The organism is Ruegeria sp. H9, from assembly GCF_056532915.1.
The window spans coordinates 1,311,360-1,335,810 of sequence record NZ_JBQFNX010000001.1 but is presented as its reverse complement, the minus strand read 5'-3'; the positions used below and the strand labels follow the sequence as shown (position 1 = coordinate 1,335,810).

The following is a 24,451-nucleotide window of genomic DNA, read 5'->3' as shown; positions in this document are numbered from 1 at the left end:
GTCAGTTTCCTTCCGTTTGTTCTGCCTCGGTGCGCTGCTCTTGCAGCTTGCGTTCCCGATCCGGCCAACTCTCCTTGATGAAGGCAAGGATGTCCCAGATTTCCTGATCCGACAGAGTGTCCTCGAAACCTGGCATACCGCTTTTGACATCAGCGACGCCCATCTGTTTTAGTGTTTGGTACCCGCCAAGCTTTGTATAATCGAACAACAGCTTGTCGCCGTGATGCCAGGTGTGCCCTGTTCGGTCATGCGGGGGAGCTCGCAAGACGCCATCTGGATCAGGTGTCTGCCAATCTGGTTGACCCTCCAAATCTGCCCCGTGGCATGACGCGCAGTTTTCGGCGTACAAAACTGCACCACGTGCCGAATCCGCTGATGCACCGTTTTGTGCGCGACCGCTCAGGCCCCAGCCAGCGACCGCGACAATGATCACCACAGCAGCTAGTGACACCCATTTCGCCGCGCTCTTGTTCATGACGCCACGCTCAGCCAGGTCTTCATTCCAGCGGCCTGATGCGACAGCATGTGGCAATGAAACAGCCAGTCCCCCGGGTTATCCGCAACGAACGCAATCTCCCGCGTTTCCATCCGGTCAACCAGTATTGTATCTCGCAGCGGTCCCAGGCTCCCGTTCGGCAGAACTTCCTGAAAGTGCGTCCCGTGCAAGTGCATGGCATGCGCAAAGACAGTGTCGTTCTGCATCTGAATACGGACTATGTCGCCACGCGAAACAGAAGCGAGCGGGTCTTCGGGTAACCCTGCGACTCCGTTGAATGTCCAGATCTGTCCTTCCTGAACCAACTGATTAGCGCTCATGACTTGGCCGTTGTAAGTACCTTGACGCAGTCCGCCCATCGCCCCGCCTTCCATCACCAATGGAACCTTTAAGGCGTCAGAAACATCTTCAAGAAAAGAAACAGGGTTGGGTGGCAGAGCTTCAATCTCACCGCGGCTGGCAGATGTACCGCTTCCCGAAACCGGGATCTCAGCGATAACAAATGATTCATCGCGTTCGTGAAGAGTTATTTGAACGGCTTCGTTCGATTCCGCTGTGACGTCGACGATCAAGTCTGCTCGCTGTGCAGGTCCGAAAACAAGTGTTTCGAAATCTTCTGGCTGCCTTGCAGGCATGCCATCATAAGCGACCAGTTTCCCGTTTGCGCCACCTACTGACACATACATGATCCGATCAGTTGCCACGTTGACCATTCGAATTCGCAATCGCTGGTTCGTCAAAACTTCGGTCATTGGCGATATGCGCGCGTGAACGTAGTTTCCCATCCGACCTGCATGGGTCCAATCATGCATTGCACCAAAATCATCTACTATTTGAGCGTCCTTACCCAACCGCCAATCATCCAGAAGGATCGTGATGTCATGGTCCGTGTCCGGCGGGTCCGTTTCGTCGACGATGAACGCGCCGTAAAGGCCCCTGGCCACTTGTTCCGTTGACTGGTTGTGAGAGTGATACCAGAAGGTCCCCGCGTCCTTCAGAGGCAAGTCATACTGAAATTTGCCGCCGGTTGGTACAGCCTCCTGCGTAAGGCCCGGCACCCCGTCCATATTGTTCGGAACCCGCAATCCGTGCCAATGGATTGCTGTAGGCTGAGGTAGCGAGTTCAGGAGTGTCCGGCGAACCGTTTCGCCTTGCCGGGCACGAATTTCAGGGCCCGGAACACCGCCATCATATCCCCATATCTCGGTCTCCGGATAGTTGTCGGGGGCAACACGCGCCAATCCTGAGCGCGCCTCGATTATTCGGGGGGCGGTAGCCGCCCTCCCGATAGTCGGCACCGCGAACAATGCCGACGTGCCCGCAACGAATTGCCTGCGATTGAGCTTCATTAGGACTTCCTTCCAAAGAATACTTGATCTCGCACTGGATTATCCCTCGTCGTGTACATCCAGCAGATAGGTCGCCATTGCCTTCCGATCTTCGTCTGTCAGAAAGCTGGTGCCATAGTTTACGACCTCTCCCATGGCGCCGCCGAAGACATCGCCATCAGGCATGACGCCGGTGCGCAACGCGTAGGCCAGATCATCAACTGTCCACCCACGCATTTGCAGGGTCTCAAAGTCGATGGCCGGTGCCTTGTCACCGCCCGGCAGAGAGTCACTTCCCTTGAAGTGTTCCGTGTCCGAATTTCTTGCGCCAGCCAGGTTCCTCCCGGTGTGACAGGCGGCACAATGCGTGGCACCTTCAACGAGTAACCGGCCCCGGTTCCATACATCATCATTGCCCGGCACGGGATCGGTCCGCGGCGGTTCCAAAAATGCCGCCCGCCACAGCTTCAGGCCCCATCTCTGATTGAAGGGGAACACCATTTCCTGCTCTTTTGACGGTTCCGCTACCGGTGCAACCGTTTTCCAGGCGGCCCAGAGATCGGCGATGTCCTGATCCGTGAAATTCGCATAAAACGGATAAGGAAAGGCCGGGTAGTAGGGCTGCCCGTCTGGCGACACACCCTGACGCACAGCGCGGGCAAATTCCTCGATGGTCCAATCACCGATCCCGTGATCGGGATCTGTGGTCAAGTTCGGCGAAAAGAGCGTGCCGAACGGGGTATCCAACTCCACCCCACCGGCCAAGGGCGCTCCCCCTTTGGCAAAGTCTGTGTGGCAGGTGATACAGCCGCTTGCCCTTGCCAGATACGCCCCGCGGTTAACGTCACCTTGAATGTCGAGAGCTTGTAAGGGCTGGCCAATCGGCCAAGCCATCACAGCAACAAACCCTGCTGACGCCGTAACGGCGGCAGCAAGACCCAACCGTATTATCGGCTTCATGATGCATTCCTATTCCGACCGAAATCGCGTGTGACACGCCGAGCATGTCTGGCTCAGCATCATAAACACACCGTCTGCCGGCATTTCAGACAGCTGTGCTAAGTTTGGACTGCCAGCCATCATCCCGCTGCCCATCATGGAACCACCTCCCATCATGGAACCACCTCCCATCATGGATTTGCCGCCCATCATGCCGGAACCATGACCCGATCTGGACGCCATCAGCCCGTTGTCTGCCGAATGCGCAAGGCCTTCTGAGTAGATTTCCAACTGTCTGGCTATTTCTGTAAAGGAACCCCAATCCTGCCAGATTTGCGATTTGGCCTCCGAGGGTTTGCCATCAGATCCCTCTGGAAACAGCTTTGTCATGCTTTCACCGGCGTGGCTTCCGATTTTCTTGGCTTCGCTTCGTACCGTTTGCGCATTGTAGGGCGTTTTCCCCTGCATCATCGGTGTAAGGACCTTCATGCTGTCCTTCATCGCGGACATGCCGTCCATGCGTTCTTTGACGATGCCGGTTGCGCCACCATGCGCCAGGGCGGCCGCCGCAAATAGTGAAACCAGGGCCACGCTTGTAGTCATTTTTAGAATGTTCATTTCTTTGTCCTTTTCGTCTGCTTCGACGCGCCCATCTTGGGCCCAATTCGACTCGTCAGATCAGGACACGCGGCGGTGGTGGGTCAAACGCGATAATACTAAGAACCCGGTATTGAGCTCGAGGGATCGAGTATCTTCGTTCCGTGCATTGGGGACCAGGCGGTGTTGGACCCATCAAAAATAGTCCAACAGCGTTGCAGATCGCTCCGCCATGACAATGCCCGGGATGACCCTGCTTGACATGTTCGACGTCCGCAGAGTCGGTTTGGTCAATCACATGCTGTGAATCACCGCCATGTGCATGAGCAGAATCGGCCGTCACAAGTAGCCCGCCAATAGCCAGCGCAATTGACAGGATGGAGTAACGAATTGCTGTGCCCACTCGACTCGTCACCTTCAGAAAATCCCGTTTTCTTGCTGCAACTCTCTTATGTACGCCACGATGCCCTTCACATCCGCGCGGGTCAAACCATCGACCGGCGGCATGTTACCGAACTTCCAATGGTGTGCCCGAACACCATTCTGGACGGCAACGTAAAATGCCTCGTCCGAATGGTGGCTTGGTTCATAGATTTTATGCACCAATGGTGGTGCAAGGCCCTCCAGACCAGTTGCATTCCCGCCATGGCACGCCGAGCATTTTGCGTCGAATGCCACTTTGCCGACGGCCGCAAATTCGCTTAGCTGGTCCGGTAGATTGACGTTTTGGATTGGATCTCCCGACGCCAGCGTCGACGTATCAGGTGTCGTCATCGAATGGCCAGCTGGTTGCTGATTTAGATTGTAGACGATTGCGACGGCACCTGCGATCGCCACACCGCCTATCATGAGTGTAAGTTTATCCATTTTACTATTTCACGTCGTTGTAAGTTACCGAGCTTAAGCACCTGTCCAGAAAAGCCGACTTGACCATGGTCAGATCAGTTTTACCTGCGTGCCTACAGCCGCCAGCTCGAACAATTCCGCAATCTGATCGTTATATAAGCCGATGCAGCCATTGGAGGATCTTCTTCCGATCTTGCGTGTGTCGTTGGTGCCGTGGATCCGGTAGTATTGCCAGCTCAAATAAAGTGCATGTGTCCCCAGAGGATTCTCCGGACCCGGGCCCACATAGTCGGGCCAAGCGGGGTTGCGCTTATTCATTGCTGGTGTCGGTCGCCAAGATGGCCCCTCAACCTTGCGAGTTACTGTGGTGTAGCCCAGCCTTGTAAGGTCTTCCGTCAGCGGCACGCTGGTTGGATACATCCGATAGACGCTCTCGTCTTCTGACCAATATTGCAGGACCTTGGACTGTGTATCGGACAGGATCACACCATTCTTAAGCGTATCAAAGTGATCCTGCCATTTAGCAACGCGGAATGAGGAAACATTCCGGCGCGTCCCCTCGGTTGTCATCGATTGGGCCCAAACGGCCGGTGCTGGAAAAAGAGTTGTCGCAGCAAACGCGGCAATCACTCCGCGTCGCGTAACAGCCTTTCTATCCCTGTTCGGTTTCATGCCTGCCATCCCAAGCGTGTATTCTTGCTTTTCGACTCATTTGGGCTGTATGCCCGGTTCCCGCGCTGGAAGGTCAACAAACAACAGGTTTTGCGTAAGGGATATTTCATCTGGAATGCCGCCGCCGTGGGCACATGGGGCGGTTTCAAAGGTGGCTTCAGATCGTCAAGCCATTGTGAAAATCCAACTTTTCTTTGACATAATGCCAGTTCGCTTTCAGAAAGAGCTTTGTTTTCTGCACCGATCAAACACAATAAAAGCAACGTTAACAATCGCTTAGATTCTGGTGAATTGATTTGGTCAACTGCCGGTGCGAAGGTATCAGAAACTAAGAATGACAATCATGCTGGTCGAAGCACGATTCTTGTAGGAACTTGGGGACAGCAACCGCTGGGTAAATTCGTATCGAAATTCGCGCCGCATGAACTACGCACAATCAGAGTCTCCACTTCGTTGGCAAGTGGTTGATCGAAGTGCGCTAATAACGCTTCCATTGCTTCGTCAGTGGTCCTACCGGGCGCTACGCAAAGGATTTAGTAGATAGGCTCCAAGTGCTCATATTCGTCTGAAGTTAGTGTGAGTGGCTCTCGGGCAAACGCAAAACAGGGGAAAAAAGCTGCGTTGATTATATGTTTAGCAATTTTAATCATCCGCTCTTAGATATTCAATCTGACTTTCTAAACACTCTGAAAATGAGATTAGGAAATGTCCGAAGCATTAAACGGACACCAAAGCGGCCAAATCTCTCCGCTCGTCAGGGCATCTCGCGCTGATCTCCGCGCCTATCGCCGCCGACAAAGCCCAACGATACTCGCGGGCGAAGCTCGCCAAGAGGTTAAAGTGTCATCCGTTATTTATTGCCAGGATTGAGATCGGCCAAAGGCGCATAGATGTGCCAGAACTTGTTATACTATCGCGCGCACTTGGCATTCCCCCGGAGCAGTTCTTAAAATTTGTCGCAGACGCAATGCCACTCGACGAACGAGTTTAGGGTGCTGCTCTATTAAAGGTTCAAGGTTTGAACCTGCACCTGACGCTTGAAGAACTAAAAAGTACTCCAAAGCAAATGTTTGGAACAAATGCCATGCATCAAGTCGCACAGAGAAGCCGAAGCAACTCGCCAAAGGTGCTTCGGTCGACAAGGCCAGTAAATTTCCTTCAGACAAGAAACGTAAAAAAAACTAGCGCTTCTTAGGTTCCGTCAGCAGGTCGGCAGATCGCAGTTAGAGGTCATTTGGTGACAATAATGGCGGTGTCGCCTGAAGCACCACAACATCAAGTCCTCTTCCGCCAAATCAGCCACACTTAGAATGACCGCAGCTGCGGCAGGTCATGCAGCCTTCGATCATCACCATGTCGAACTGACCACAGGATGGGCAAGTCTTGCCACGCGGGGCGTCCATGTTGACTACCTGCGCCTGAGGATCGGACTTCAGGCCCATGCCTTCGCCCTCAAGGAAGCCGATATTGACCATGTGTTGCTCGATCACGCCGCCAATCGCGGCCAGGATGGACGGAATGTACTTGCCTTTAACCCAGGCCCCGCCTCGCGGGTCGAACACAGCTTTCAGTTCCTCGACCACAAAGGACACATCGCCACCGCGTCGGAACACGGCCGATATCATCCGGGTCAAAGCCAGCGTCCAAGCATAATGCTCCATATTCTTCGAGTTAATGAACACCTCGAAGGGACGACGGCGTCCGCCAATGACGATATCGTTAATTGTCAGATAGATTGCGTGCTCGCTGTCCGGCCATTTCAGCTTGTAAGTCGACCCTTCAAGCGATTGTGGGCGATCAAGCGGTTCGGACATATAAACGACCTCGCCCCCGTCAACCTCATGCGGGGCATCCGCGCTTTCACCTGGCGCTTTGTCGTCGCTTTCCGATACGCTCAGAACCGAGCCGGTCACATCGTTTGGCCTATAGGTAGTGCAGCCTTTGCATCCCTGATCCCAGGCCTGCATATAGACGTCTTTGAAGGCGTCAAAGCTGATATCTTCGGGACAGTTGATCGTCTTCGATATCGAACTATCGATCCACTTTTGCGCCGCCGCCTGCATTTTTACGTGATGGGACGGGCTTAGTGTTTGCGCATTCACGAAATAATTGGGCAATTCGGCGTCGCCAAACTTGTCGCGCCACATCTGCACCGCATAGTCCACAACCTCTTCTTCGGTGCGCGAACCGTCCTTTTGCAGCACCTTGCGCGTGTAGGCATAGGCAAAAACCGGCTCGATCCCCGAAGATACGTTGCCCGCATACAGCGAAATCGTACCCGTCGGCGCGATCGAGGTCAGTAGCGCGTTGCGGATGCCGTGTTCGCGGATTGCGTCGCGCACATCGTCATCCATCTGTTGCATGGTGCCGCTGGCCAGATATTTCTCGGCGTCAAACAGTGGGAAAGCTCCCTTTTCCCTCGCCAAATCGACCGACGCCAGATACGCGGCGCGCGCGATCGCGTGCAACCAGCGTTCGGTCTGACGCGCCGCCTCGTCCGAGCCGTAGCGCAGACCCAACATCAACAGCGCATCGGCCAGACCAGTCACGCCCAGCCCGATGCGGCGCTTGTCCTGCGCCTCGGCTTCTTGTTCGGCCAGCGGGAATTTCGACGCGTCCACCACGTTGTCCATCATGCGAACGGCGGTGGCCACCAGCTCTTGCAAGGCCTCCTCGTCCAGGTGCGCGGCATCCTCGAACGGCTCGGCAACCAACCGTGCCAGATTGATCGAACCCAGCAGACAGGCACCATAAGGCGGTAGAGGTTGTTCTCCGCACGGGTTGGTCGCCGAGATCGTCTCGACGTAATTCAGATTGTTCGCCTGATTGATCCGGTCGATAAAGATCACGCCCGGCTCGGCATAATCATAGGTGGCCTGCATGATCTTGTTCCAAAGATCGCGCGCCTGAACGGTGTGATAGACCTTTCCGTCAAATACCAGATCCCACGGTCCATCGGCCTTGACGGCCTCCATGAATGGATCGGTGACCAGAACCGACATGTTGAACATGCGCAAACGCGCCGGGTCGGATTTCGCGGTGATGAACTGTTCGATATCCGGATGGTCGCAGCGCATGGTCGCCATCATCGCACCACGACGCGAGCCTGCAGACATGATCGTGCGGCACATGGCGTCCCAGACGTCCATAAAGCTTAGCGGGCCCGAGGCATCCGCTGCGACCCCTTTCACATCCGCGCCGCGCGGACGGATGGTTGAGAAATCGTAACCGATCCCCCCGCCCTGCTGCATGGTCAGCGCGGCCTCTTTCAGCATGTCGAAGATACCGCCCATGCTGTCGGGGATTGTCCCCATCACAAAGCAGTTGAACAGGGTTACCTGTCGCGCGGTGCCCGCCCCGGCGGTGATGCGGCCAGCAGGAAGGTATTTGAAATCCTCTAGCGCCTCATAGAATTTTTCTTCCCAATGCGCCGGGTCTTCTTCCACACGCGCCAGATCACGAGCTATGCGCCGCCAGCTGTCCTCGACTGTCTGATCGATGGGCGTACCATCCGCCTGTTTAAAGCGGTATTTCATATCCCAGATCTGCTCGGCGATGGGGGCGGCAAAGCGGCTCATTGGTGATTCCCTGTGCTGAAAGAGGCATTCAGATTAGCCCAGATCACATCTAAACCACAACAGCTTGATGACAAGCGCATGAGGGCTACAATATAGGGATCGCCCTTGGGACGACTCTGTGGGAAAGCTGTGGATAAGTACGTAAACCTCATCAAACTTTCGGTTGGGTCAGAAAGTGTCGACACGCTGATGGCGTGGCAAGACAGCCGCAAACCACTCTATGAGGACGGATACCCGCGCCACGTGACCCGCATGTGGCCCAAGCGCGACGCTGAAATTCTGAATGGCGGGTCGATCTATTGGGTGATCAAAGGAGTGGTCCAGTGCCGCCAGCGCATCCTGCGGCTGGATGAAGTCCGTGGCGAGGATGGCATCCGCCGCTGCGCCATCGTCCTGGACCCCGAAGTACACAGAACGCAGAACGCTCTGAAGCGTCCATTTCAGGGCTGGCGGTATCTCAAGCCTGAGGACACCCCTGCCGACTTGCCTAAGAATCGCGAGCAGGACGATGCCCTGCCCGACGATCTGAACCGCGCATTAGCGGAAATTGGGGTGCTTTAGGCCAACCTGTCCAGCAGCTCATTCAAAGCCGTCTTTTCAGCCGCATCGTATTTGGCCACGCGGCTGCGCCACAGCGTGGCCTGCGATTGCAGGATCAACCCATCCGACAAGATTTTCAGGTGGTTCGCCCGCAGTGTTTCCCCGGTCGAGGTGATATCGGCAATCGCCTCGGCTGTCTCATTCACCACCGTCCCCTCGGTTGCGCCCTGGCTGTCGACCAGCGTGTAGTCGGCCACCCCCGCTTCGGTCAGGAATTCGCGGACCAGACGGTGGTACTTGGTAGCGATCCGCAGCCGATGGCCATGCGCCCTGCGAAAACCTGCCGCCGCCGCATCCAGATCATCCAGAGTGTCCACGTCGACCCAGCAGGCTGGGGTTGCAATGATAAGGTCCGCCTTGCCGAACCCCAAAGGTGCAACCTCTTCCACCTGCTGTTCCCAGCGCGGCAGCTTTTCATGCACAAGATCGATGCCGGTCACGCCCAAATGAATGCGTCCCGCCGCCAGCTCGCGCGGAATCTCTCCTGCAGACAATAGGATCAGCGAGACGCCACCAATCCCATCAACCTTGCCCGCGTATTCCCGGTCTGATCCGCTGCGCGACAGTGTAATGCCGCGCTTTTCAAACCATGCAAAGGTCTTGTTCATCAACCGGCCCTTCGAGGGCACACCGAGTTTCAGGCTCATTGCGCAGCCTCCTCGATTTCGAGCATCAGGTCCGGGCGGATCACGCCGCCAATTGCCGGAATCTCGGCCCCACCACCCAATTGCCTGGTCAGCGCATCATAGCGCCCGCCGGTCGCAACCGGTGGCAGATCAGGGCGGCCTTCGGCGTAAAAGCCGAATACAAACCCGTCGTAATACTCCATCGAGGTCCTGCCATAAGACGCCTCAAAATCCAGTGTATCCACATCCACGCCACGCGCCTGCAGGGCTGCGATACGAGCTTCCAAACGATCCAAAGCAGATGTGATCTGTGGCAGATCAACCGCAATGTCACGCAGTTGTTCCAGCGCGAAAGGCATGGTTTCGCGCACATTAAGCAGCGTCTCCAAACCGGCCAGTTCATTGTCCGAGATCGGCGGCGCAGCGCGGTCTTCGCGCAGGGCATCAATCCGTTCGAGAATTTCGGGCGTGCGGCGCTTGCCTATCATGGGCACGTCAATCGCCAATGGGTCGACCGCGTCAAGCAGAGCATCGCGCCCCTCGAGACTTGCTTTGCGTCCGGCATATCGGTCCAGCAAAACGCGGAACCGGCGAGGCCGCCAGAGATGCCGCATCAGTGCAGCCTTACGACGGCTAGTGGTCTTGAGACCCCCGACAGCGGCGATCAGAATACCGATATCACCTGTCGCTGCCCGCAAGGGCAGCCCGCGCAATTGCAGGGCAAATAACGAAAACACCTCGGCATCGGCTCCGGCGGGGTCTTCGCGATCAAATACTTCGTAGCCGACTTGGATATACTCATTAGCACGATCCGGATCGTGTTCCTGACGGCGGAACACTTCGCCGGAATAGGTGTATCTTGCTGGTTCAGCCCCATCGGACATGTGCATCTGTACCACCGGCAGGGTGAAATCCGGGCGCAGCATCTGCTCACCCCGCAGCGCGTCCGAGGTTACGTAAGCACGGGCGCGGATATCTTCTCCATAGAGGTCCAACAGCGTCCCGGCTGGCTGCAGCAGAGGCGTATCAACCACCTGCGCGCCCGCCGCCTCGAACCGGACACGCATCATGGCGGCGCGGGCCTGTATTTGGGAACGGTTCGGCATGGGTCAGTCCTGATTGTCCAGAATCTCGCGCACCTTAGCGACCAGATCGCCGCGGGGCACTTCGAACTGGCTGGGCCGTTCTTTCCATTCCTCAAGCGTGGCGCTCTCGGCAATCTTGGCGCCAAGAATCAGGTCCTTGATCTGCACGATCCCATTTGCCTTTTCGTCACCGCCTTCGATCACCGCAATTGGAGAGTTCCGCTTGTCCGCATATTTCAGTTGGTTGCCAAAGTTCTTGGGGTTGCCCAAGTAGACCTCGGCTCGGATACCGGCATTGCGCAGTTCTGCCACCATCGCCTGATAGTCCGCCATGCGATCGCGGTCCATCACGGTCACAACCACTGGGCCGGTGGCCTGCGCCGCGATCCGCCCCTTCTCACGCAAAGCGGCCAATAATCGGTCAACACCGATGGAGATGCCGGTCGCGGGTACTTCCTGTCCGGTAAACCGCTTGACCAGATCATCATAGCGACCACCACCCGAGACCGACCCGAATTGCCGCTTGCGGCCCTTCTCGTCGTATATTTCGAAGGTCAGTTCGGCCTCATAGACCGGCCCGGTGTAATAGCCGAGGCCACGCACGACCGAAGGATCAATCTCGATCCGGTCCGAACCATACCCGCCTGCATCCAGCAGCGCACCAATCTGCTCCAACTCAGCGATCCCGTCCGCACCGATCTTGCTGTCACCCACAGCGGCGCGCAGGTTGGCCAGCGTTCCGGCGGTATCTGCAGCTTTAGAAGTCAGGAAGGCAATCACCGGCTCGGCCTGATCACCGCTAAGACCAACACCATCGATAAAAGCGCCAGAGGCATCCAATCGGCCGTTGGTCAAAAGCTCACGCACACCAGCCTCGCCCACCTTGTCGAACTTGTCGATCGTGCGCAGAACGTTATCTCGGGCGGCGGCGTCTTCACCCAAACCCATCGCTTCGAGCACGCCATTCAGAACCTTACGGTTGTTGACCCGCACCAGATAGTCACCGCGCGGGATTCCAACGGTTTCCAGCGTGTCCGACAGCATGGCGCAAATCTCGGCATCCGCAGCCATTGAGGCCGTGCCCACCGTATCCGCATCGCACTGATAAAACTGGCGATACCGCCCCGGCCCCGGCTTCTCGTTCCGCCAGACCGGACCCATCGCATAGCGGCGATAAGGCGTCGGCAGATCGTTGCGGTGCTGCGCATAGACACGGGCCAGAGGCGCAGTCAGGTCATAGCGCAGCGCCATCCAGTCGCCATTGCCGCCTTCGTCAAATTCCTGCCATGCAAATACGCCCTCGTTCGGGCGGTCCACGTCGGGCAGGAACTTGCCCAACGCCTCAACCGTTTCAACCGCGCTGCTCTCCAAGGCATCGAACCCGTAACGATGATAGACGCCTGCAATCGTCCGCAGCATCTCGGTGCGCTGCGTGACTTCCTCGCCGAAATAGTCACGGAACCCTTTCGGCGTTACGGCCTTGGGGCGGGGCTGTTTCTTGGGCTTGGCCATGTGGGGCGTCCTTGGGATTTAGTGTTCCGCGCGCGGTCTATCCCATGGTCTGTTTCGGGGCAAGGCGGGGTTTCTCTGGCCAGGGCGTCACAGGGTCGCTATGAGACGCCTATAAGGAGAGCCCCATGCAGCATCTGGAAGAGCAGATCGCCCATCTGACCCGCACGGTCGAAGAGCTGAACTCGGTCGTCACAAACCAACAGAACGAGATCGACCGCCTGACCCGCCGCGTCGAGATGCTGTTGCAACGCGAGGCGGAACGCGCGCAGGAAGGCTCAGGCGGCGTTGTGTTCGGCGACGAACGCCCGCCGCATTACTGAGGGGTTACAACCCCAGCGTCGACTTCACCGCGTTATCGACCACACCGCCCAGAAGGGCATTCTTGTCGGCGGCACAACCCTCTGACAGAGCAGCAATGAAGGCTTCGCGCAGTTGGGTCTTTTCCTCGTCAGTGGCCGCATGATCTTCGATATTGATCTGGCGGTTATAGAGTGACAGGGCCGTCATTTTTCCAACAACGGCCACGACAAATTCTTCGTCGCCATCAGCCTCCTCTGCGATCGACGCACATGTGTAGTGCATCACAGGCAAGGCATCCTGTACCATCTGCTCTGCTGAATCGTCAGCCAGCGCGAATGTGGGTACGACAAAGAGCGTGGCACAGAAAGTAGATTTTACGAGAATTGACTGCATCAGCTTCACTTCCAGTTATGTCCGATAATCGCACCGGCCACCCCACCGACCGCAGCCCCTTTACCATCGCCGACCAGCGCGCCAACGCCCGCGCCGACCAAGGCCCCGGTAAGAGTGTTTTTCTTCTTTTTGTCGTCTGCATGTACCGCAGTGGCCAATGCAAGTGAACATGCCGCGGCGAGTGTAAATATCCTGAAAACATTGCCTGAACTTGCCATTTCGGAACCCTCCTGTGAAATGACCTTTGAGGATGTTCACCCAGCCTAGCGGGGTCCATCGCGTGTGGCAACATTACGGTTCGGGATCAGATTTCTTCGATCTCCGATATCCCCTCGAGCGACTTCAGCGCGCCTTTGATTTCTGGGTTGATCGGAAATTCCCGGCCCAGATCCATCTCGACCTCGCCTGGCAGTCCGGGATCGAATAGGCAAACATAAACAGGTCCCTTGGCCACCCTTTTGGCTGAAGCCTCTGCGCCTTCCAGTACCGTGGCCATGTTCGGCAAAACCTTCGAATCCTCGACAAACACACGCAAACCCGTCGCACCCGCATCGGCCACAACTGTATCAACCGGACCAACGGAACGGCCCAGCAGTTTCAGCTGATCGGCCTCCATGGTCGCTTCGGCCGTCAGTACCACCTGTGCGCCGGTTTCCAGAAACTCTCGGGATTTCTCCAGTGTTTCCGAGAATAACGTGACCTCGAATGCCCCAGTCGGATCAGAGAGCTGCGCAAAAGCAAACCGATTGCCACGCGCTGATTTCCTTTCCTGCCGACCTGCAACGACTCCGGCCATCTTAGCGATAAATGGTCCAGAGCGCGCCTTTTCAGTCACCTGGTCCAGTGTCAGCACCTGTTTGCGCTTCAGGGCCGGCATATAGTCATCCAGCGGATGGCCAGACAGGTAGAATCCGATGGCCTTGAATTCCTCGCTTAGGCGTTCGGCAGGTAGCCAATCAGGCGAAGGGGACAGACGCGGTTCGGGCAGGTCATCGCCTGCCTCGCCAAACAGGGAAACTTGGTTGGAATTCTTCTGCTCGTGAATCGCCGCCGAATACTGAACCAACGGATCAAGGCTTTCAAACACACGGCGACGATTTTTATCGAGCTCGTCAAAGGCACCGGCGCGAGCCAGCATCTCAAGCGGGCGTTTGCCGACCTTCTTCAGGTCAACACGGCGGGCGAAGTCGAACAGGTTTACGAAAGGCTTTTCGCCACGCCCCTCAACCACAAGATTCATTGCCTCGACGCCTACGTTCTTGAGCGCGCCCAGCGCATAGACCAAATGCCCATCGGCCACATCAAAGGTCGCTTGGGATCGATTTACGCACGGCGGAACATAGGGCAGCTGCAGCCCCTTGCGGACTTCCTCAAAATAGATCGCGAGCTTGTCGGTCAGATGGATATCGCAGTTCATGACACCTGCCATGAACTCGACCGGGTGGTTCGCCTTTAGCCAGCCGGTTTGATAGCTGACCACCGCATAGGCGGCGGCGTGGGATTTGTTGAAGCCATAGTTGGCGAACTTGTCCAGCAGGTTCCAGACTTCGGTCGCCTTGGCCTCATCCACATTGTTTTCGGCAGCACCTTTGAGGAACTTGGGCCGCTCTGCATCCATCGCCTCCTGAATTTTCTTACCCATCGCGCGGCGCAGCAAGTCCGCGCCCCCAAGGCTGTAACCCGCCATTTCCTGCGCGATCTGCATCACCTGTTCCTGATAGACGATGATGCCCTGCGTCTCATCCAAGATATGGTCGATGGACGGGTGCAGCGTGTCGCGTTCGCTAAGCTTGTTCTTGACTTCGCAGAACTTGGGGATGTTCTCCATCGGGCCGGGTCGATAAAGCGCGACGAGGGCGATGATATCCTCGATACAATCCGGCTTCATCCGCTTGAGCGCATCCATCATGCCCGAGGATTCAACCTGGAACACCGCCACCGTCTTGGCCGCCGAATAGAGTTTGTACGTCGCCTCGTCATCCAGCGGGATGGCGTTGATCTGATTTAGTGCCCCTTCGGCGGGTTCATAGAGTTCCGTGCCATCGGGAGCTACGTGAAGGTCACGCCCTGACTTAAAGATCAAATCCATCGCGTTCTGGATCACGGTCAGTGTTTTCAGACCCAGAAAATCGAACTTTACAAGCCCGGCCTGTTCTACCCATTTCATATTGAATTGGGTCGCAGGCATGTCCGAACGCGGGTCTTGGTATATTGGAACCAGTGCATCCAGCGGCCGATCTCCGATCACCACGCCGGCAGCGTGTGTCGAGGCGTTGCGCAGCAGCCCCTCGACTTGCTGGCCATATGTGAGCAGACGGTCCACGACCTCTTCATTGCGTGCCTCTTCCCGCAGGCGCGGCTCATCCTTCAGCGCCTTTTCGATGGAAACGGGTTTGACGCCTTCGACCGGGATCATCTTGGACAGGCGATCAACCTGCCCGTATGGCATCTGCAATACACGCCCAATATCGCGCACAGCCGCCTTCGACAGCAAGGCACCGAAGGTGATGATCTGCCCCACTTTGTCGCGCCCGTATTTCTGCTGCACGTAGCGGATAACCTCTTCACGGCGATCCATGCAGAAGTCGATATCGAAGTCGGGCATAGAAACCCGCTCGGGGTTCAGAAACCGTTCAAACAGAAGCGAATACCGCAGCGGATCAAGGTCGGTAATCGTCAGCGCATAAGCCACCAGTGATCCCGCACCCGAGCCTCGCCCCGGACCCACCGGAATGTCATGATCCTTTGCCCATTGGATAAAGTCGGCAACGATCAGGAAATAGCCTGGGAAGCCCATCCCTTCGATAATGCCAAGTTCGAAATCCAGCCGTTCCTGATATTCTTCAGGTGTCACGGCGTGCGGGATCACGGCCAGACGTTTTTGCAGACCCTCGTTGGCGATGCGACGCAGTTCGGCGACCTCATCATCTGCAAACTTCGGCAGGATCGGGTCGCGGCGATAGGCCATGAAGGCGCAGCGTTGCGCGATTTCAACCGTATTCTCGACGGCTTCGGGCAGATCGGCGAACAGTGTCACCATCTCCTGCTGCGACTTGAAATAGTGCTGCGCGGTCAGACGTCGGCGACCGTCCTGCTGGTCGACATAAGCCCCCTCGGCGATACAGATCAGCGCGTCGTGGGCCTCGTACATGTCCGAAGTCGGAAAATAGACGTCATTGGTGGCCACCAGCGGCAGGTTCTTGTCATACGCCATCTCGACATGACCGCGCTCGGTCAAGCGCTCGGCCTCAGGTTGACCTCCTTCGCCAGGGTGACGCTGCAACTCAACATAAAGGCGATCCGGGAAAATCGCGGACAAACGATCCACCAAAGCCTCGGCAGCAGGGCGCTGACCTTGCTGTAACAGCAACCCTACGGGCCCGTCTGGACCGCCGGTTAAGCAGATCAAATCATCTGATCGTTCCGCCAATTCGTCCAAAGTGACCTGCGGCAACTGCCCGCTTTTGTCTACATACAGGCAGGAACTGAGCTTCATCAGATTCTCATATCCCACCTCGGATTGTGCCAGCAGCACCAGCGGCGCGGGTGCTTTGGGCTTTTCTCCCGGCTGCGCCTGAACGTAACTGAGATCGACCTGACAGCCCATGATCGGTTGCACACCTGCCCCGCTGGCGGTGACCGAAAACTCTAAGGCCGAGAACATTGAATTGGTATCCGTCACCGCGACGGCGGGCATCTCCATCTTCTGGCACAGGTCCGGCAGCTTCTTCAGCCGCACGGCGCCTTCCAGCAACGAATATTCAGTGTGAACGCGGAGGTGAATGAATCGGGGGGAACTGCTCATACAGGCTAAGCTATCTCAGCCAGCGACGTTGCAAAAGCGGGAACCGGCACCATCGAATGCCGAAAAAATCATCGGTGATTATTCGGCTTTTTCAGAAGGTGCTTCGGGCGTAGGAACGCACACCTTCCCAAAAAGTGTTTATTTTCAATTTATTAAGTTTCACACATACACGACAATCATGGGCCGCTCGGGTGCAATGGTGTATCATATAGGCAGTTTTTCTTGCCAGATAAGGTGCGCTGTTTCTAACATCTGACGGCAAGCTACCGCCCGCCACTCTTTCTACGTCGCATCGAAGGAGGGCCGAACGGGCGCAACCGGGTAACGCGACGGGTTTCTCGAATGAACATCACGTTTCTTCTGAACGGAGAGACAGTGGAGCTGCCGGATGTCGATCCGACGGCCACCCTACTGGACTGGCTGCGTGAAGATCGCGGTCTGACAGGCACCAAAGAAGGCTGCAACGAAGGCGATTGCGGCGCGTGCACGGTCATGGTGACGGACGAAGACGGTGCAAAAGCTCTGAACTCCTGCATCCTGTTCTTGCCCCAGCTGCATGGCAAAGCGGTTCGAACAGTCGAAGGGGCAAGCGGCCCGGATGGCGAAGCACATCCCGTTCAACAGGCAATGGTTGACTTGCACGGTTCGCAATGCGGTTTTTGCACTCCGGGTTTTGTCATGTCGATGGTCGCCAGCCATGCGACGGGCGCCACGGATCATGACACCCAGCTTGCCGGAAACCTGTGCCGCTGCACTGGCTATGCACCGATTATTCGCGCCGCGAAAGCGGTCGAGGACCGTCCCGTGCCAGTCTGGGTCAAAGACAAGCCACTCGCATCTTCTGCTGCGTCGCGCATGCTGCCTGAATCTTCCGATGAACTGGCAGCTGTATATGTTGAAAACCCGGATGCCACGCTGGTTGCCGGAGCAACAGATGTCGGCCTGTGGGTGACAAAGCAACTGCGCGACCTGGATCCAGTAATCTTCCTCAACCGTTGCGATGATCTCAAACAAATCACCATCACCGACGATGAAATTCGCTTTGGCGCAATGGTCGACATGAATCGGATGGGTGAGGCTCTGGCCGATCTTCACCCCTCTTACGCCGAAATGATCCGCCGCTACGCCAGTGTACAGGTGCGCCATGCTGCAACGGTGGGCGGCAACATAGCCAATGGCTCGCCCATTGGGGACAACCCGCCTGCGCTGATTGCTCTGGACGCAACCCTTCATCTGCGCAAAGGCGACACCCGCCGGTCCCTTCCGCTGGAAGAGTTCTTTATCGACTATGGCAAACAGGACCGCGTTCCCGGTGAATTCGTCGAAGCTGTCAGCTTCCCCCGTCAGCTGGATCGCCTGAAGGCCTATAAACTCAGCAAGCGGTTCGATCAGGACATCTCGGCCGTCTGCGGGTGTTTCAACATCACCGTCTCGGTCGGCATCGTCACGCAGGCGCGCATCGCGTTCGGCGGCATGGCCGGCATCCCGAAACGGGCAACCCATGTCGAGGCCGCATTGGTCGGTAAACCTTGGGCGCGCGAGACGATTGACGCCGCGCTGCCTGCCTTTGCTGACGATTATTCACCACTCACGGACATGCGCGCCTCGGCCACCTATCGACTGGAATCCGCCAAAGCGATGCTCGAAAGATACTTCCTGGAAGATCAGGGTGAAGTGACCAATGTGCTGGAGGTATCGGCATGAGCGTGACCAAACCCCTCCCCCACGACGCAGCACCGCTGCACGTTTCAGGAACCGCGCGGTATGTGGACGATATCCCGACACCCAGGGACAGTTTGCATCTGGCTTTTGGCCTCAGCCCGATTGCCAAAGGCAAGATCACCGCAATGGACTTATCTGCGGTGAAGGCTGCCGAGGGCGTCGTGATGGTTATGGCTGCGGATGATCTGCCCTTCGCCAACGACGTATCGCCTTCGATCCATGATGAACCGCTACTGTCGGACGGCACGGTTCACTATATCGGCCAGCCGGTGTTTCTGGTCATCGCCAGCAGCCATCTGGCCGCCCGCAAGGCGGCCCGTTTGGGCAAGATCGACTATGCCGAGGAAACCCCGATCCTAACCGTCGAAGAGGCTCTGGCCGCCGACAGTCGGTTCGAAGACGGCCCGCGCATCTATGCCAAAGGCAATGCTGATGCGGCTATTGCAGGATCCGCCCATGTGATCGAAGGGTCATTCGAGCTTGGCGGGCAGGAGCATTTCTATCTGGAAGGTCAGGCCGCTTTGGCCGTGCCGAATGAAGGCGCGGATATGCTGGTTCACAGCTCGACCCAGCACCCGACCGAGATCCAACACAAGGTGGCCGATGCATTGGGCGTTCCGATGCACGCCGTCAGGGTCGAGACCCGCCGTATGGGCGGCGGTTTTGGCGGCAAGGAAAGCCAGGGCAATGCGCTGGCCGTTGCTTGCGCGGTCGCCGCTCGCGCAACTGGCAAGGCGTGCAAGATGCGCTATGACCGCGACGATGATATGACCATCACCGGCAAACGCCACGCGTTCCGCATCGCCTATAAGGCCGGATTTGACGAGAACGGCCATATTCAGGGCGTCTCATTCCACCACTACGCCATCTGCGGCTGGGCGCAGGACTTGTCCCTGCCCGTCGCCGACCGCGCGATGCTGCATTCGGACAATGCCTATCTGTTGCCAAATGCACGGATCGAAAGCCACCGGCTGAAGACCAACACCCAATCCGCCACCGCTTATCGCGGCTTCGGCGGCCCGCAGGGCATGGTTGGCATCGAACGCGTGATGGACCACGCCGCGTATGAGCTGGGTCTGGACCCGGTGGAACTGCGCCGCCGAAACTACTACGAACCGGCCCATGCGATTGCCGAGATCACGCCGTCCGAAAAGCCTTTGGGTCATCCCGACCCGCATGAGGACCTAACAAGCCGCGGCGCGGTCGAAACCGGGGACGCCCCCGTGCGCCCTCTGCCCGCTGGTGGCAATACCACGCCCTACGGAATGGAGGTCAGCGATTTCGAATTGCACGGGATGACTCAGGCCCTACTGAAATCCAGCGATTACGAAACGCGCAAGGCCGCCATTGCGAAATGGAACGCCGAGAACAGCGTGATCAAGAAGGGCATTGCCTTTTCTCCGGTCAAGTTCGGGATTTCCTTCACGCTGACCCACCTGAATCAGGCAGGCGCTTTGGTGCATGTGTATCAGGATGGCTCGGTCCATCTGAACCACGGCGGCACCGAGATGGGTCAGGGTCTGTTCCAGAAGGTGGCACAGGTGGCGGCTTCGCGCTTTGGCATCCCCCTGGAGATGGTCAAAATCACCGCCACGGATACGGCCAAGGTGCCGAACACTTCGGCCACGGCAGCATCCTCGGGCAGCGACCTGAATGGCATGGCCGTGAAGGCGGCCTGCGATACGATCCGCGATCGAATGGCGGACTATCTGGCCGAGCGGCATCAGGCCGATCCGTCGACTGTCACCTTCTCTGATGGCCATGTTTCGGTTGGCGCAGAACGCTACACCTTCGCTGAAGCTGCGGCGCTGGTTTATCAGGGTCGGATCAGCCTGTCGGCGACCGGTTTCTACAAGACACCCAAGATCGAATGGGACCGGATCGCCGGACGAGGCCGTCCGTTCTTCTACTTCGCCTACGGAGCGTCGGTCACCGAAGTGGCCGTCGACACTCTGACTGGTGAGAACCGCATTCTGCGCACCGATATCCTGCATGATGCCGGTGCTTCGTTGAACCCGGCGTTGGATATCGGGCAGGTCGAAGGAGGTTATGTGCAAGGCGCGGGCTGGCTAACGACCGAGGAACTGGTCTGGGACGGCACGGGCAACCTGCGCACACACGCACCCTCGACTTACAAGATCCCCGCCTGCTCAGATCGACCCGACGTATTCAACGTCGCACTCTGGGATGCCGAAAACCGTGAGGACACGATCTATCGTTCGAAAGCGGTGGGCGAACCTCCGTTTATGCTCGGGATTTCTGCATGGCTGGCCCTGTCGAATGCGGTCGCGGCCTGTGGAGAGGTCTACCCCGCTCTTGATGCACCAGCCACGGCTGAAGAGGTTTGGCGCGGCGTCCAAAAGATGAAGGGAGGCATCTGATGGGAATTGACTTGGAGGCTTTGAGGGAGGCGGTCAAAACCCACGGAACAGTGGTCCGGGTGGTCATCGCCGGCATCAAAGGGTCGTCTCCACGTGAAGTGGGGGCCGCGATGCTAGTCTGGAAGGACGGGCAAAGTGGCACCATCGGTGGAGGCACGTTGGAGTATCAGGCAGCCGAAGCTGCGCGATCCCAAACCACCGCCACCCGACTAACGCATCACGCTCTTGGCCCCGACATGGGGCAATGCTGCGGCGGTGCAGTTTCATTGCTGAGTGAAGTATTTGATCATGAAGCGCTGAATGCACTGGACGATACCGTCATCGCGCGTTCGGCCTCGGGCGGAGAGATGCCGCTATCGGTCAAACGTCGGCTGGCGGCAGCGCGAGGACAGGGTGTCGCGCCCGAGCCCCAACTGATCGAAGGTTGGATGGTCGAACCCGTTCACAAACCGACGCGTAATCTGTGGATCTGGGGCGCAGGCCATGTAGGCCGGGCGCTGGTGGACGTTTTGTCCCCCCTACCCGATCTGGCAATCACCTGGGTCGATACCGGACCCGAGCGGTTTCCCGATGTGGTTCCAACCGGTGTAACCCCGGTTCCGACCGCAAAACCCGCCGAGCTGGTTCGCCACGCGCCAACCGATGCCGAGCATCTGGTGCTGACCTATTCGCACAATCTGGATCTGGAACTGTGCAACCGGCTGCTTTCGCACAATTTCCTCTTTGCGGGGCTTATCGGCTCGGCTACGAAATGGGCGCGATTCCGGTCGCGACTTGCAGCCCTTGGACATCCGCCCGAGCGGATCAGCCGGATCACCTGTCCGATCGGCGATCCGGGCTTGGGCAAACACCCGCAGATGATCGCCGTTGGGGTGGCAGCGCAACTGTTACGCCCCGCCCGACAGAACGAATTGAAGAAGGACCTGAGCGCGTGACCACTCCACTTCTGAGCTTGCAAGGGCTGACCAAAGCCTATCCCGGCGTCGTGGCCAATGATCAGGTGTCCTTTGACATCGGTGAAGGCGAAGTTCACGCACTGCTGGGCGAGAACGGCGCGGGTAAATCCACGCTTGTCAAAATGATCTATGGGCTGGTGAAACCCGACAGCGGCACGATGCTGCTGCGTGGGCAGCCCTATGCACCGCCTGAACCGCGCGCCGCCCGTGCGGACGGGATCGCGATGGTGTTCCAGCATTTTTCGCTGTTCGATGCGTTGAACGTCGCCGAGAATATCGCTCTGGGGATGGAGAACCCACCCCCGATGGGAGATCTGGCGTCGCGTATTCGCGAAGTATCCGAAACCTACGGCCTGCCCTTGGATCCTTTCCGTACGGTGGGTGATCTGTCTGCGGGTGAGCGTCAGCGGGTCGAAATCATCCGCTGCTTACTGCAGGACCCAAAGTTGCTGATCATGGACGAGCCGACCTCGGTTCTGACGCCACAAGAGGTTGAAATCCTTTTCGAAACGCTGAACAAATTGCGCTCGGAAGGGACATCGATCCTGTATATCTCGCACAAGCTGGAAGAGATTCGAACGCTATGCGACCACGCCACGATTCTGCGGCTGGGTAAGAATGTGGGCGAATGTGTACCAGCTGAAACCTCAGCGCGCGATATGGCTGAGATGATGGTGGGCTCGACCCTGCAGACACCTGAACGTTCCGGCCGGGAGTTCGGTGACGTTGCGCTGGATGTCAGCGGATTGTCAGTGCCGTCGCCGTCGGAATTCGGAACCGCGCTTCGCAACGTCCACATGACCGTCCGCAAGGGCGAGGTTCTGGGGATCGGGGGTGTCGCGGGGAACGGTCAGGATGAATTGCTGGGTGTGCTTTCTGGCGAAATTCCGACCACCGCAGATGCGATCAAATTCAGCGGTCAACCCATCGGCAAACTCGGCCCGACCGCGCGGCGTAAGCTGGGCGTGTTGACCGCGCCCGAAGAACGGCTGGGCCACGCGGCTGCCCCTGATATGAGCCTGACCGAAAACGCTCTGCTGACTGGGTCGGTCCGCGAGGGGCTAGAGAATAACGGCTTTCTGAAGTGGTCCGAGACCAAGAGCTTTGCCGAAAAGATCATTAGCGCCTTTGACGTGCGTACGCCGGGTCCTGAAAATGCCGCCCGGTCGCTGTCGGGCGGGAACCTGCAGAAGTTCGTGATTGGTCGCGAAGTGCTGCAAAACCCGGATGTTCTGGTCGTGAACCAGCCGACTTGGGGCGTGGATGCAGCGGCGGCGGCCTCGATCCGGCAGGCCATTCTGGATCTGGCGGCCAAGGGAACTGCGGTCATCTGTATCTCGCAAGACCTCGATGAACTGATGGAAATCTCAGACAGTTTCGCCGCCTTGAACGAAGGACGACTAAGCGCCCCGCGTGAAACCACGGGTCTGACGGTCGATGAGATCGGCCTGATGATGGGCGGCGCGCATGGCATGGAGGTGGCCCATGTCTAAACAATTACAAGAAAAGAGAAACGCGGGGGTATGAGCAAATGATTGTGTTGGAGAAACGGCCTCAGCCGTCCAAGGCGTGGTCTTATGCCACCCCTCTGGTTGCGGTCCTGGCGACGATGGTTTTTGGTGGCATACTGTTCGCCATTCTGGGCAAAAACCCGGTCGAGGCTATTGGAACCATTTTCTGGGAACCCCTGTTTGGCGAGTTCGCCTTCTATTATCGGCCGCAATTGCTGGTTAAGGGCGCGCCCCTGGTTTTGATCGCCATCGGCCTGTCTTTAGGCTTCCGCGCCGGTATCTGGAATATCGGGGCCGAGGGTCAGTACATTATGGGGGCCATTTTCGGTGCGGGCGCTGGTCTGGCATTCTATCCGCTGGATGCATTCTACATCTTTCCGATCATGGTGATTGCAGGCGCGTTTGGCGGCTGGCTATGGGCGATGATCCCAGCCTTCCTGAAAGTGCGCTTCGGTACCAATGAAATCCTTGTGTCGCTGATGTTGGTCTATGTGGCCGAACAGATGCTGGCCTCGGTCTCGCTAGGCCTGCTGAAGAATCCCGAAGGGTTCGGCTTTCCCGGTTCGCGCAATCTGCAATCCTACGACAGCGCGTATAATGCCGAGCTGATTGCGGGTTCAGGCATGCACTGGGGCGTAGTCACTGCCCTGATCGCTGTTATCTTTGCATATGTCTTGCTGAACCGGCACATGCTGGGCTTCCACATCCGCCTGACAGGTGAGGCCCCGCGTGCGGCGAAGTTCGCTGGTGTAAATCCTGCCCGCCTGATCTTGTTCTGTCTGGGTCTGGCCGGCGCGCTGGCCGGTCTTGCGGGGATGTTCGAAGTCTCGGGCCCTGCTGGCGTGGTCAGCATCGATTTCAACGTCGGTTACGGCTTTACCGCGATTATCGTGGCTTTCCTTGGCCGTTTGCATCCGGTGGGCATCCTGCTGGCCGGAGGCCTGATGGCGTTGACTTATATTGGCGGTGAAATCGCCCAATCTCAGCTGGGTCTGCCCGCCGCAGCCATTCAGGTATTCCAGGGGATGCTTCTGTTCTTCCTGCTGGCATTCGATCTTCTGACAAACTACCGCATCCGTGCGGCCCGTAGCGAGGTAGCGTGAT

The 24,451-nt window shown here is 57.5% G+C and carries 22 protein-coding genes; 8 read left to right on the top strand and 14 right to left on the bottom strand.

Annotated elements, in window-relative coordinates; all coding sequences use genetic code 11:
* Window position 1: 1 nt before the first annotated feature.
* From ACR0CZ_RS06370 to ACR0CZ_RS06340, 7 genes are all read right to left on the bottom strand, one after another.
* Window positions 2-475 (bottom strand): c-type cytochrome, encoded by a 474-nt coding sequence (locus ACR0CZ_RS06370; RefSeq protein WP_170392473.1) that lies wholly within the window; start codon window positions 473-475, stop codon window positions 2-4.
* A complete protein-coding gene (locus ACR0CZ_RS06365; protein WP_170392474.1) occupies window positions 472-1,845 on the bottom strand; it encodes a multicopper oxidase family protein in 1,374 nt (457 codons plus the stop codon). Before ACR0CZ_RS06365 ends, ACR0CZ_RS06370 begins: the two co-directional genes overlap by 4 nt.
* Before the next feature lie 39 nt (window positions 1,846-1,884).
* Window positions 1,885-2,784 carry a c-type cytochrome gene (locus tag ACR0CZ_RS06360; RefSeq protein ID WP_170392475.1) on the bottom strand — a complete coding sequence of 300 codons (900 nt, stop codon included), beginning with the start codon at window positions 2,782-2,784 and terminating at the stop codon, window positions 1,885-1,887.
* 9 nt (window positions 2,785-2,793) lie between these two features.
* Window positions 2,794-3,381, bottom strand: a complete 588-nt coding sequence (locus ACR0CZ_RS06355) for a cytochrome c (protein ID WP_170392476.1) — start codon at window positions 3,379-3,381, stop codon at window positions 2,794-2,796.
* A gap of 396 nt (window positions 3,382-3,777) precedes the next feature.
* A complete protein-coding gene (locus ACR0CZ_RS06350; RefSeq protein WP_170392477.1) occupies window positions 3,778-4,227 on the bottom strand; it encodes a c-type cytochrome in 450 nt (149 codons plus the stop codon).
* A 69-nt stretch (window positions 4,228-4,296) separates the two neighbouring features.
* Window positions 4,297-4,887 (bottom strand): L,D-transpeptidase, encoded by a 591-nt coding sequence (locus tag ACR0CZ_RS06345; protein ID WP_170392478.1) that lies wholly within the window; start codon window positions 4,885-4,887, stop codon window positions 4,297-4,299.
* Window positions 4,875-5,219 (bottom strand): hypothetical protein, encoded by a 345-nt coding sequence (locus ACR0CZ_RS06340; protein WP_170464916.1) that lies wholly within the window; start codon window positions 5,217-5,219, stop codon window positions 4,875-4,877. The genes ACR0CZ_RS06345 and ACR0CZ_RS06340 overlap by 13 nt, the downstream gene beginning before the upstream one ends.
* A gap of 428 nt (window positions 5,220-5,647) precedes the next feature.
* Here ACR0CZ_RS06340 and ACR0CZ_RS06335 point away from each other — a divergent pair, with 428 nt between their 5' ends.
* Window positions 5,648-5,869 (top strand): helix-turn-helix domain-containing protein, encoded by a 222-nt coding sequence (locus ACR0CZ_RS06335; RefSeq protein WP_480544556.1) that lies wholly within the window; start codon window positions 5,648-5,650, stop codon window positions 5,867-5,869.
* Between the two features lie 304 nt (window positions 5,870-6,173).
* Here ACR0CZ_RS06335 and ACR0CZ_RS06330 read toward each other — a convergent pair whose 3' ends face one another.
* Complete coding sequence (locus tag ACR0CZ_RS06330; protein ID WP_170392479.1) at window positions 6,174-8,456, bottom strand: adenosylcobalamin-dependent ribonucleoside-diphosphate reductase; 2,283 nt, start codon at window positions 8,454-8,456, stop codon at window positions 6,174-6,176.
* A gap of 129 nt (window positions 8,457-8,585) precedes the next feature.
* Between ACR0CZ_RS06330 and ACR0CZ_RS06325 the strand changes: the two genes are divergently transcribed.
* Complete coding sequence (locus ACR0CZ_RS06325; RefSeq protein ID WP_170392480.1) at window positions 8,586-9,017, top strand: DUF1489 family protein; 432 nt, start codon at window positions 8,586-8,588, stop codon at window positions 9,015-9,017.
* Here ACR0CZ_RS06325 and hisG read toward each other — a convergent pair.
* Genes hisG through hisS form a run of 3 tightly spaced genes read right to left on the bottom strand, consistent with a single transcriptional unit; the run spans window position 9,014 to window position 12,279 of the window.
* Complete coding sequence (gene hisG / locus ACR0CZ_RS06320; RefSeq protein ID WP_170392481.1) at window positions 9,014-9,703, bottom strand: ATP phosphoribosyltransferase; 690 nt, start codon at window positions 9,701-9,703, stop codon at window positions 9,014-9,016. The two genes, ACR0CZ_RS06325 and hisG, sit on opposite strands and share 4 nt — an antisense overlap.
* Window positions 9,700-10,788 carry an ATP phosphoribosyltransferase regulatory subunit gene (locus ACR0CZ_RS06315; protein ID WP_170392482.1) on the bottom strand — a complete coding sequence of 363 codons (1,089 nt, stop codon included), beginning with the start codon at window positions 10,786-10,788 and terminating at the stop codon, window positions 9,700-9,702. Before ACR0CZ_RS06315 ends, hisG begins: the two co-directional genes overlap by 4 nt.
* A gap of 3 nt (window positions 10,789-10,791) precedes the next feature.
* On the bottom strand, window positions 10,792-12,279 hold the full coding sequence (gene hisS / locus ACR0CZ_RS06310) for a histidine--tRNA ligase (protein ID WP_170392483.1): 1,488 nt from the start codon (window positions 12,277-12,279) through the stop codon (window positions 10,792-10,794).
* 125 nt (window positions 12,280-12,404) lie between these two features.
* On the opposite strand from hisS, the gene ACR0CZ_RS06305 reads away from it, so the two are divergent.
* Entirely contained in the window at window positions 12,405-12,599 is a 195-nt protein-coding gene (locus tag ACR0CZ_RS06305) for a SlyX family protein (RefSeq protein WP_170392484.1), read from the top strand.
* 4 nt (window positions 12,600-12,603) lie between these two features.
* On the opposite strand, the gene ACR0CZ_RS06300 is transcribed toward ACR0CZ_RS06305, so the two are convergent.
* The 3 genes from ACR0CZ_RS06300 to dnaE all read right to left on the bottom strand — a co-directional run bounded on the left by ACR0CZ_RS06300 (window position 12,604) and on the right by dnaE (window position 16,777).
* Window positions 12,604-12,972 (bottom strand): hypothetical protein, encoded by a 369-nt coding sequence (locus tag ACR0CZ_RS06300; protein ID WP_170392485.1) that lies wholly within the window; start codon window positions 12,970-12,972, stop codon window positions 12,604-12,606.
* 5 nt (window positions 12,973-12,977) lie between these two features.
* Window positions 12,978-13,190, bottom strand: a complete 213-nt coding sequence (locus ACR0CZ_RS06295) for a YMGG-like glycine zipper-containing protein (RefSeq protein WP_170392486.1) — start codon at window positions 13,188-13,190, stop codon at window positions 12,978-12,980.
* Between the two features lie 86 nt (window positions 13,191-13,276).
* Window positions 13,277-16,777 carry a DNA polymerase III subunit alpha gene (gene dnaE, locus ACR0CZ_RS06290; RefSeq protein ID WP_170392487.1) on the bottom strand — a complete coding sequence of 1,167 codons (3,501 nt, stop codon included), beginning with the start codon at window positions 16,775-16,777 and terminating at the stop codon, window positions 13,277-13,279.
* Between the two features lie 342 nt (window positions 16,778-17,119).
* Between dnaE and xdhA the strand changes: the two genes are divergently transcribed.
* Genes xdhA through ACR0CZ_RS06265 form a run of 5 tightly spaced genes read left to right on the top strand, consistent with a single transcriptional unit; the run spans window position 17,120 to window position 24,450 of the window.
* Window positions 17,120-18,481: a xanthine dehydrogenase small subunit gene (gene xdhA, locus ACR0CZ_RS06285; RefSeq protein WP_170392488.1), complete on the top strand. Its 1,362-nt coding sequence runs from the start codon at window positions 17,120-17,122 to the stop codon at window positions 18,479-18,481.
* Complete coding sequence (xdhB, locus tag ACR0CZ_RS06280; RefSeq protein WP_170392489.1) at window positions 18,478-20,880, top strand: xanthine dehydrogenase molybdopterin binding subunit; 2,403 nt, start codon at window positions 18,478-18,480, stop codon at window positions 20,878-20,880. Before xdhA ends, xdhB begins: the two co-directional genes overlap by 4 nt.
* Complete coding sequence (gene xdhC / locus ACR0CZ_RS06275) at window positions 20,880-21,815, top strand: xanthine dehydrogenase accessory protein XdhC (protein WP_170392490.1); 936 nt, start codon at window positions 20,880-20,882, stop codon at window positions 21,813-21,815. Before xdhB ends, xdhC begins: the two co-directional genes overlap by 1 nt.
* Window positions 21,812-23,329, top strand: coding sequence for an ABC transporter ATP-binding protein (locus ACR0CZ_RS06270; protein WP_170392491.1), 1,518 nt, complete (start codon window positions 21,812-21,814; stop codon window positions 23,327-23,329). The genes xdhC and ACR0CZ_RS06270 overlap by 4 nt, the downstream gene beginning before the upstream one ends.
* A gap of 38 nt (window positions 23,330-23,367) precedes the next feature.
* Window positions 23,368-24,450 (top strand): ABC transporter permease, encoded by a 1,083-nt coding sequence (locus ACR0CZ_RS06265; RefSeq protein ID WP_170392492.1) that lies wholly within the window; start codon window positions 23,368-23,370, stop codon window positions 24,448-24,450.
* Window position 24,451 lies beyond the last annotated feature (1 nt).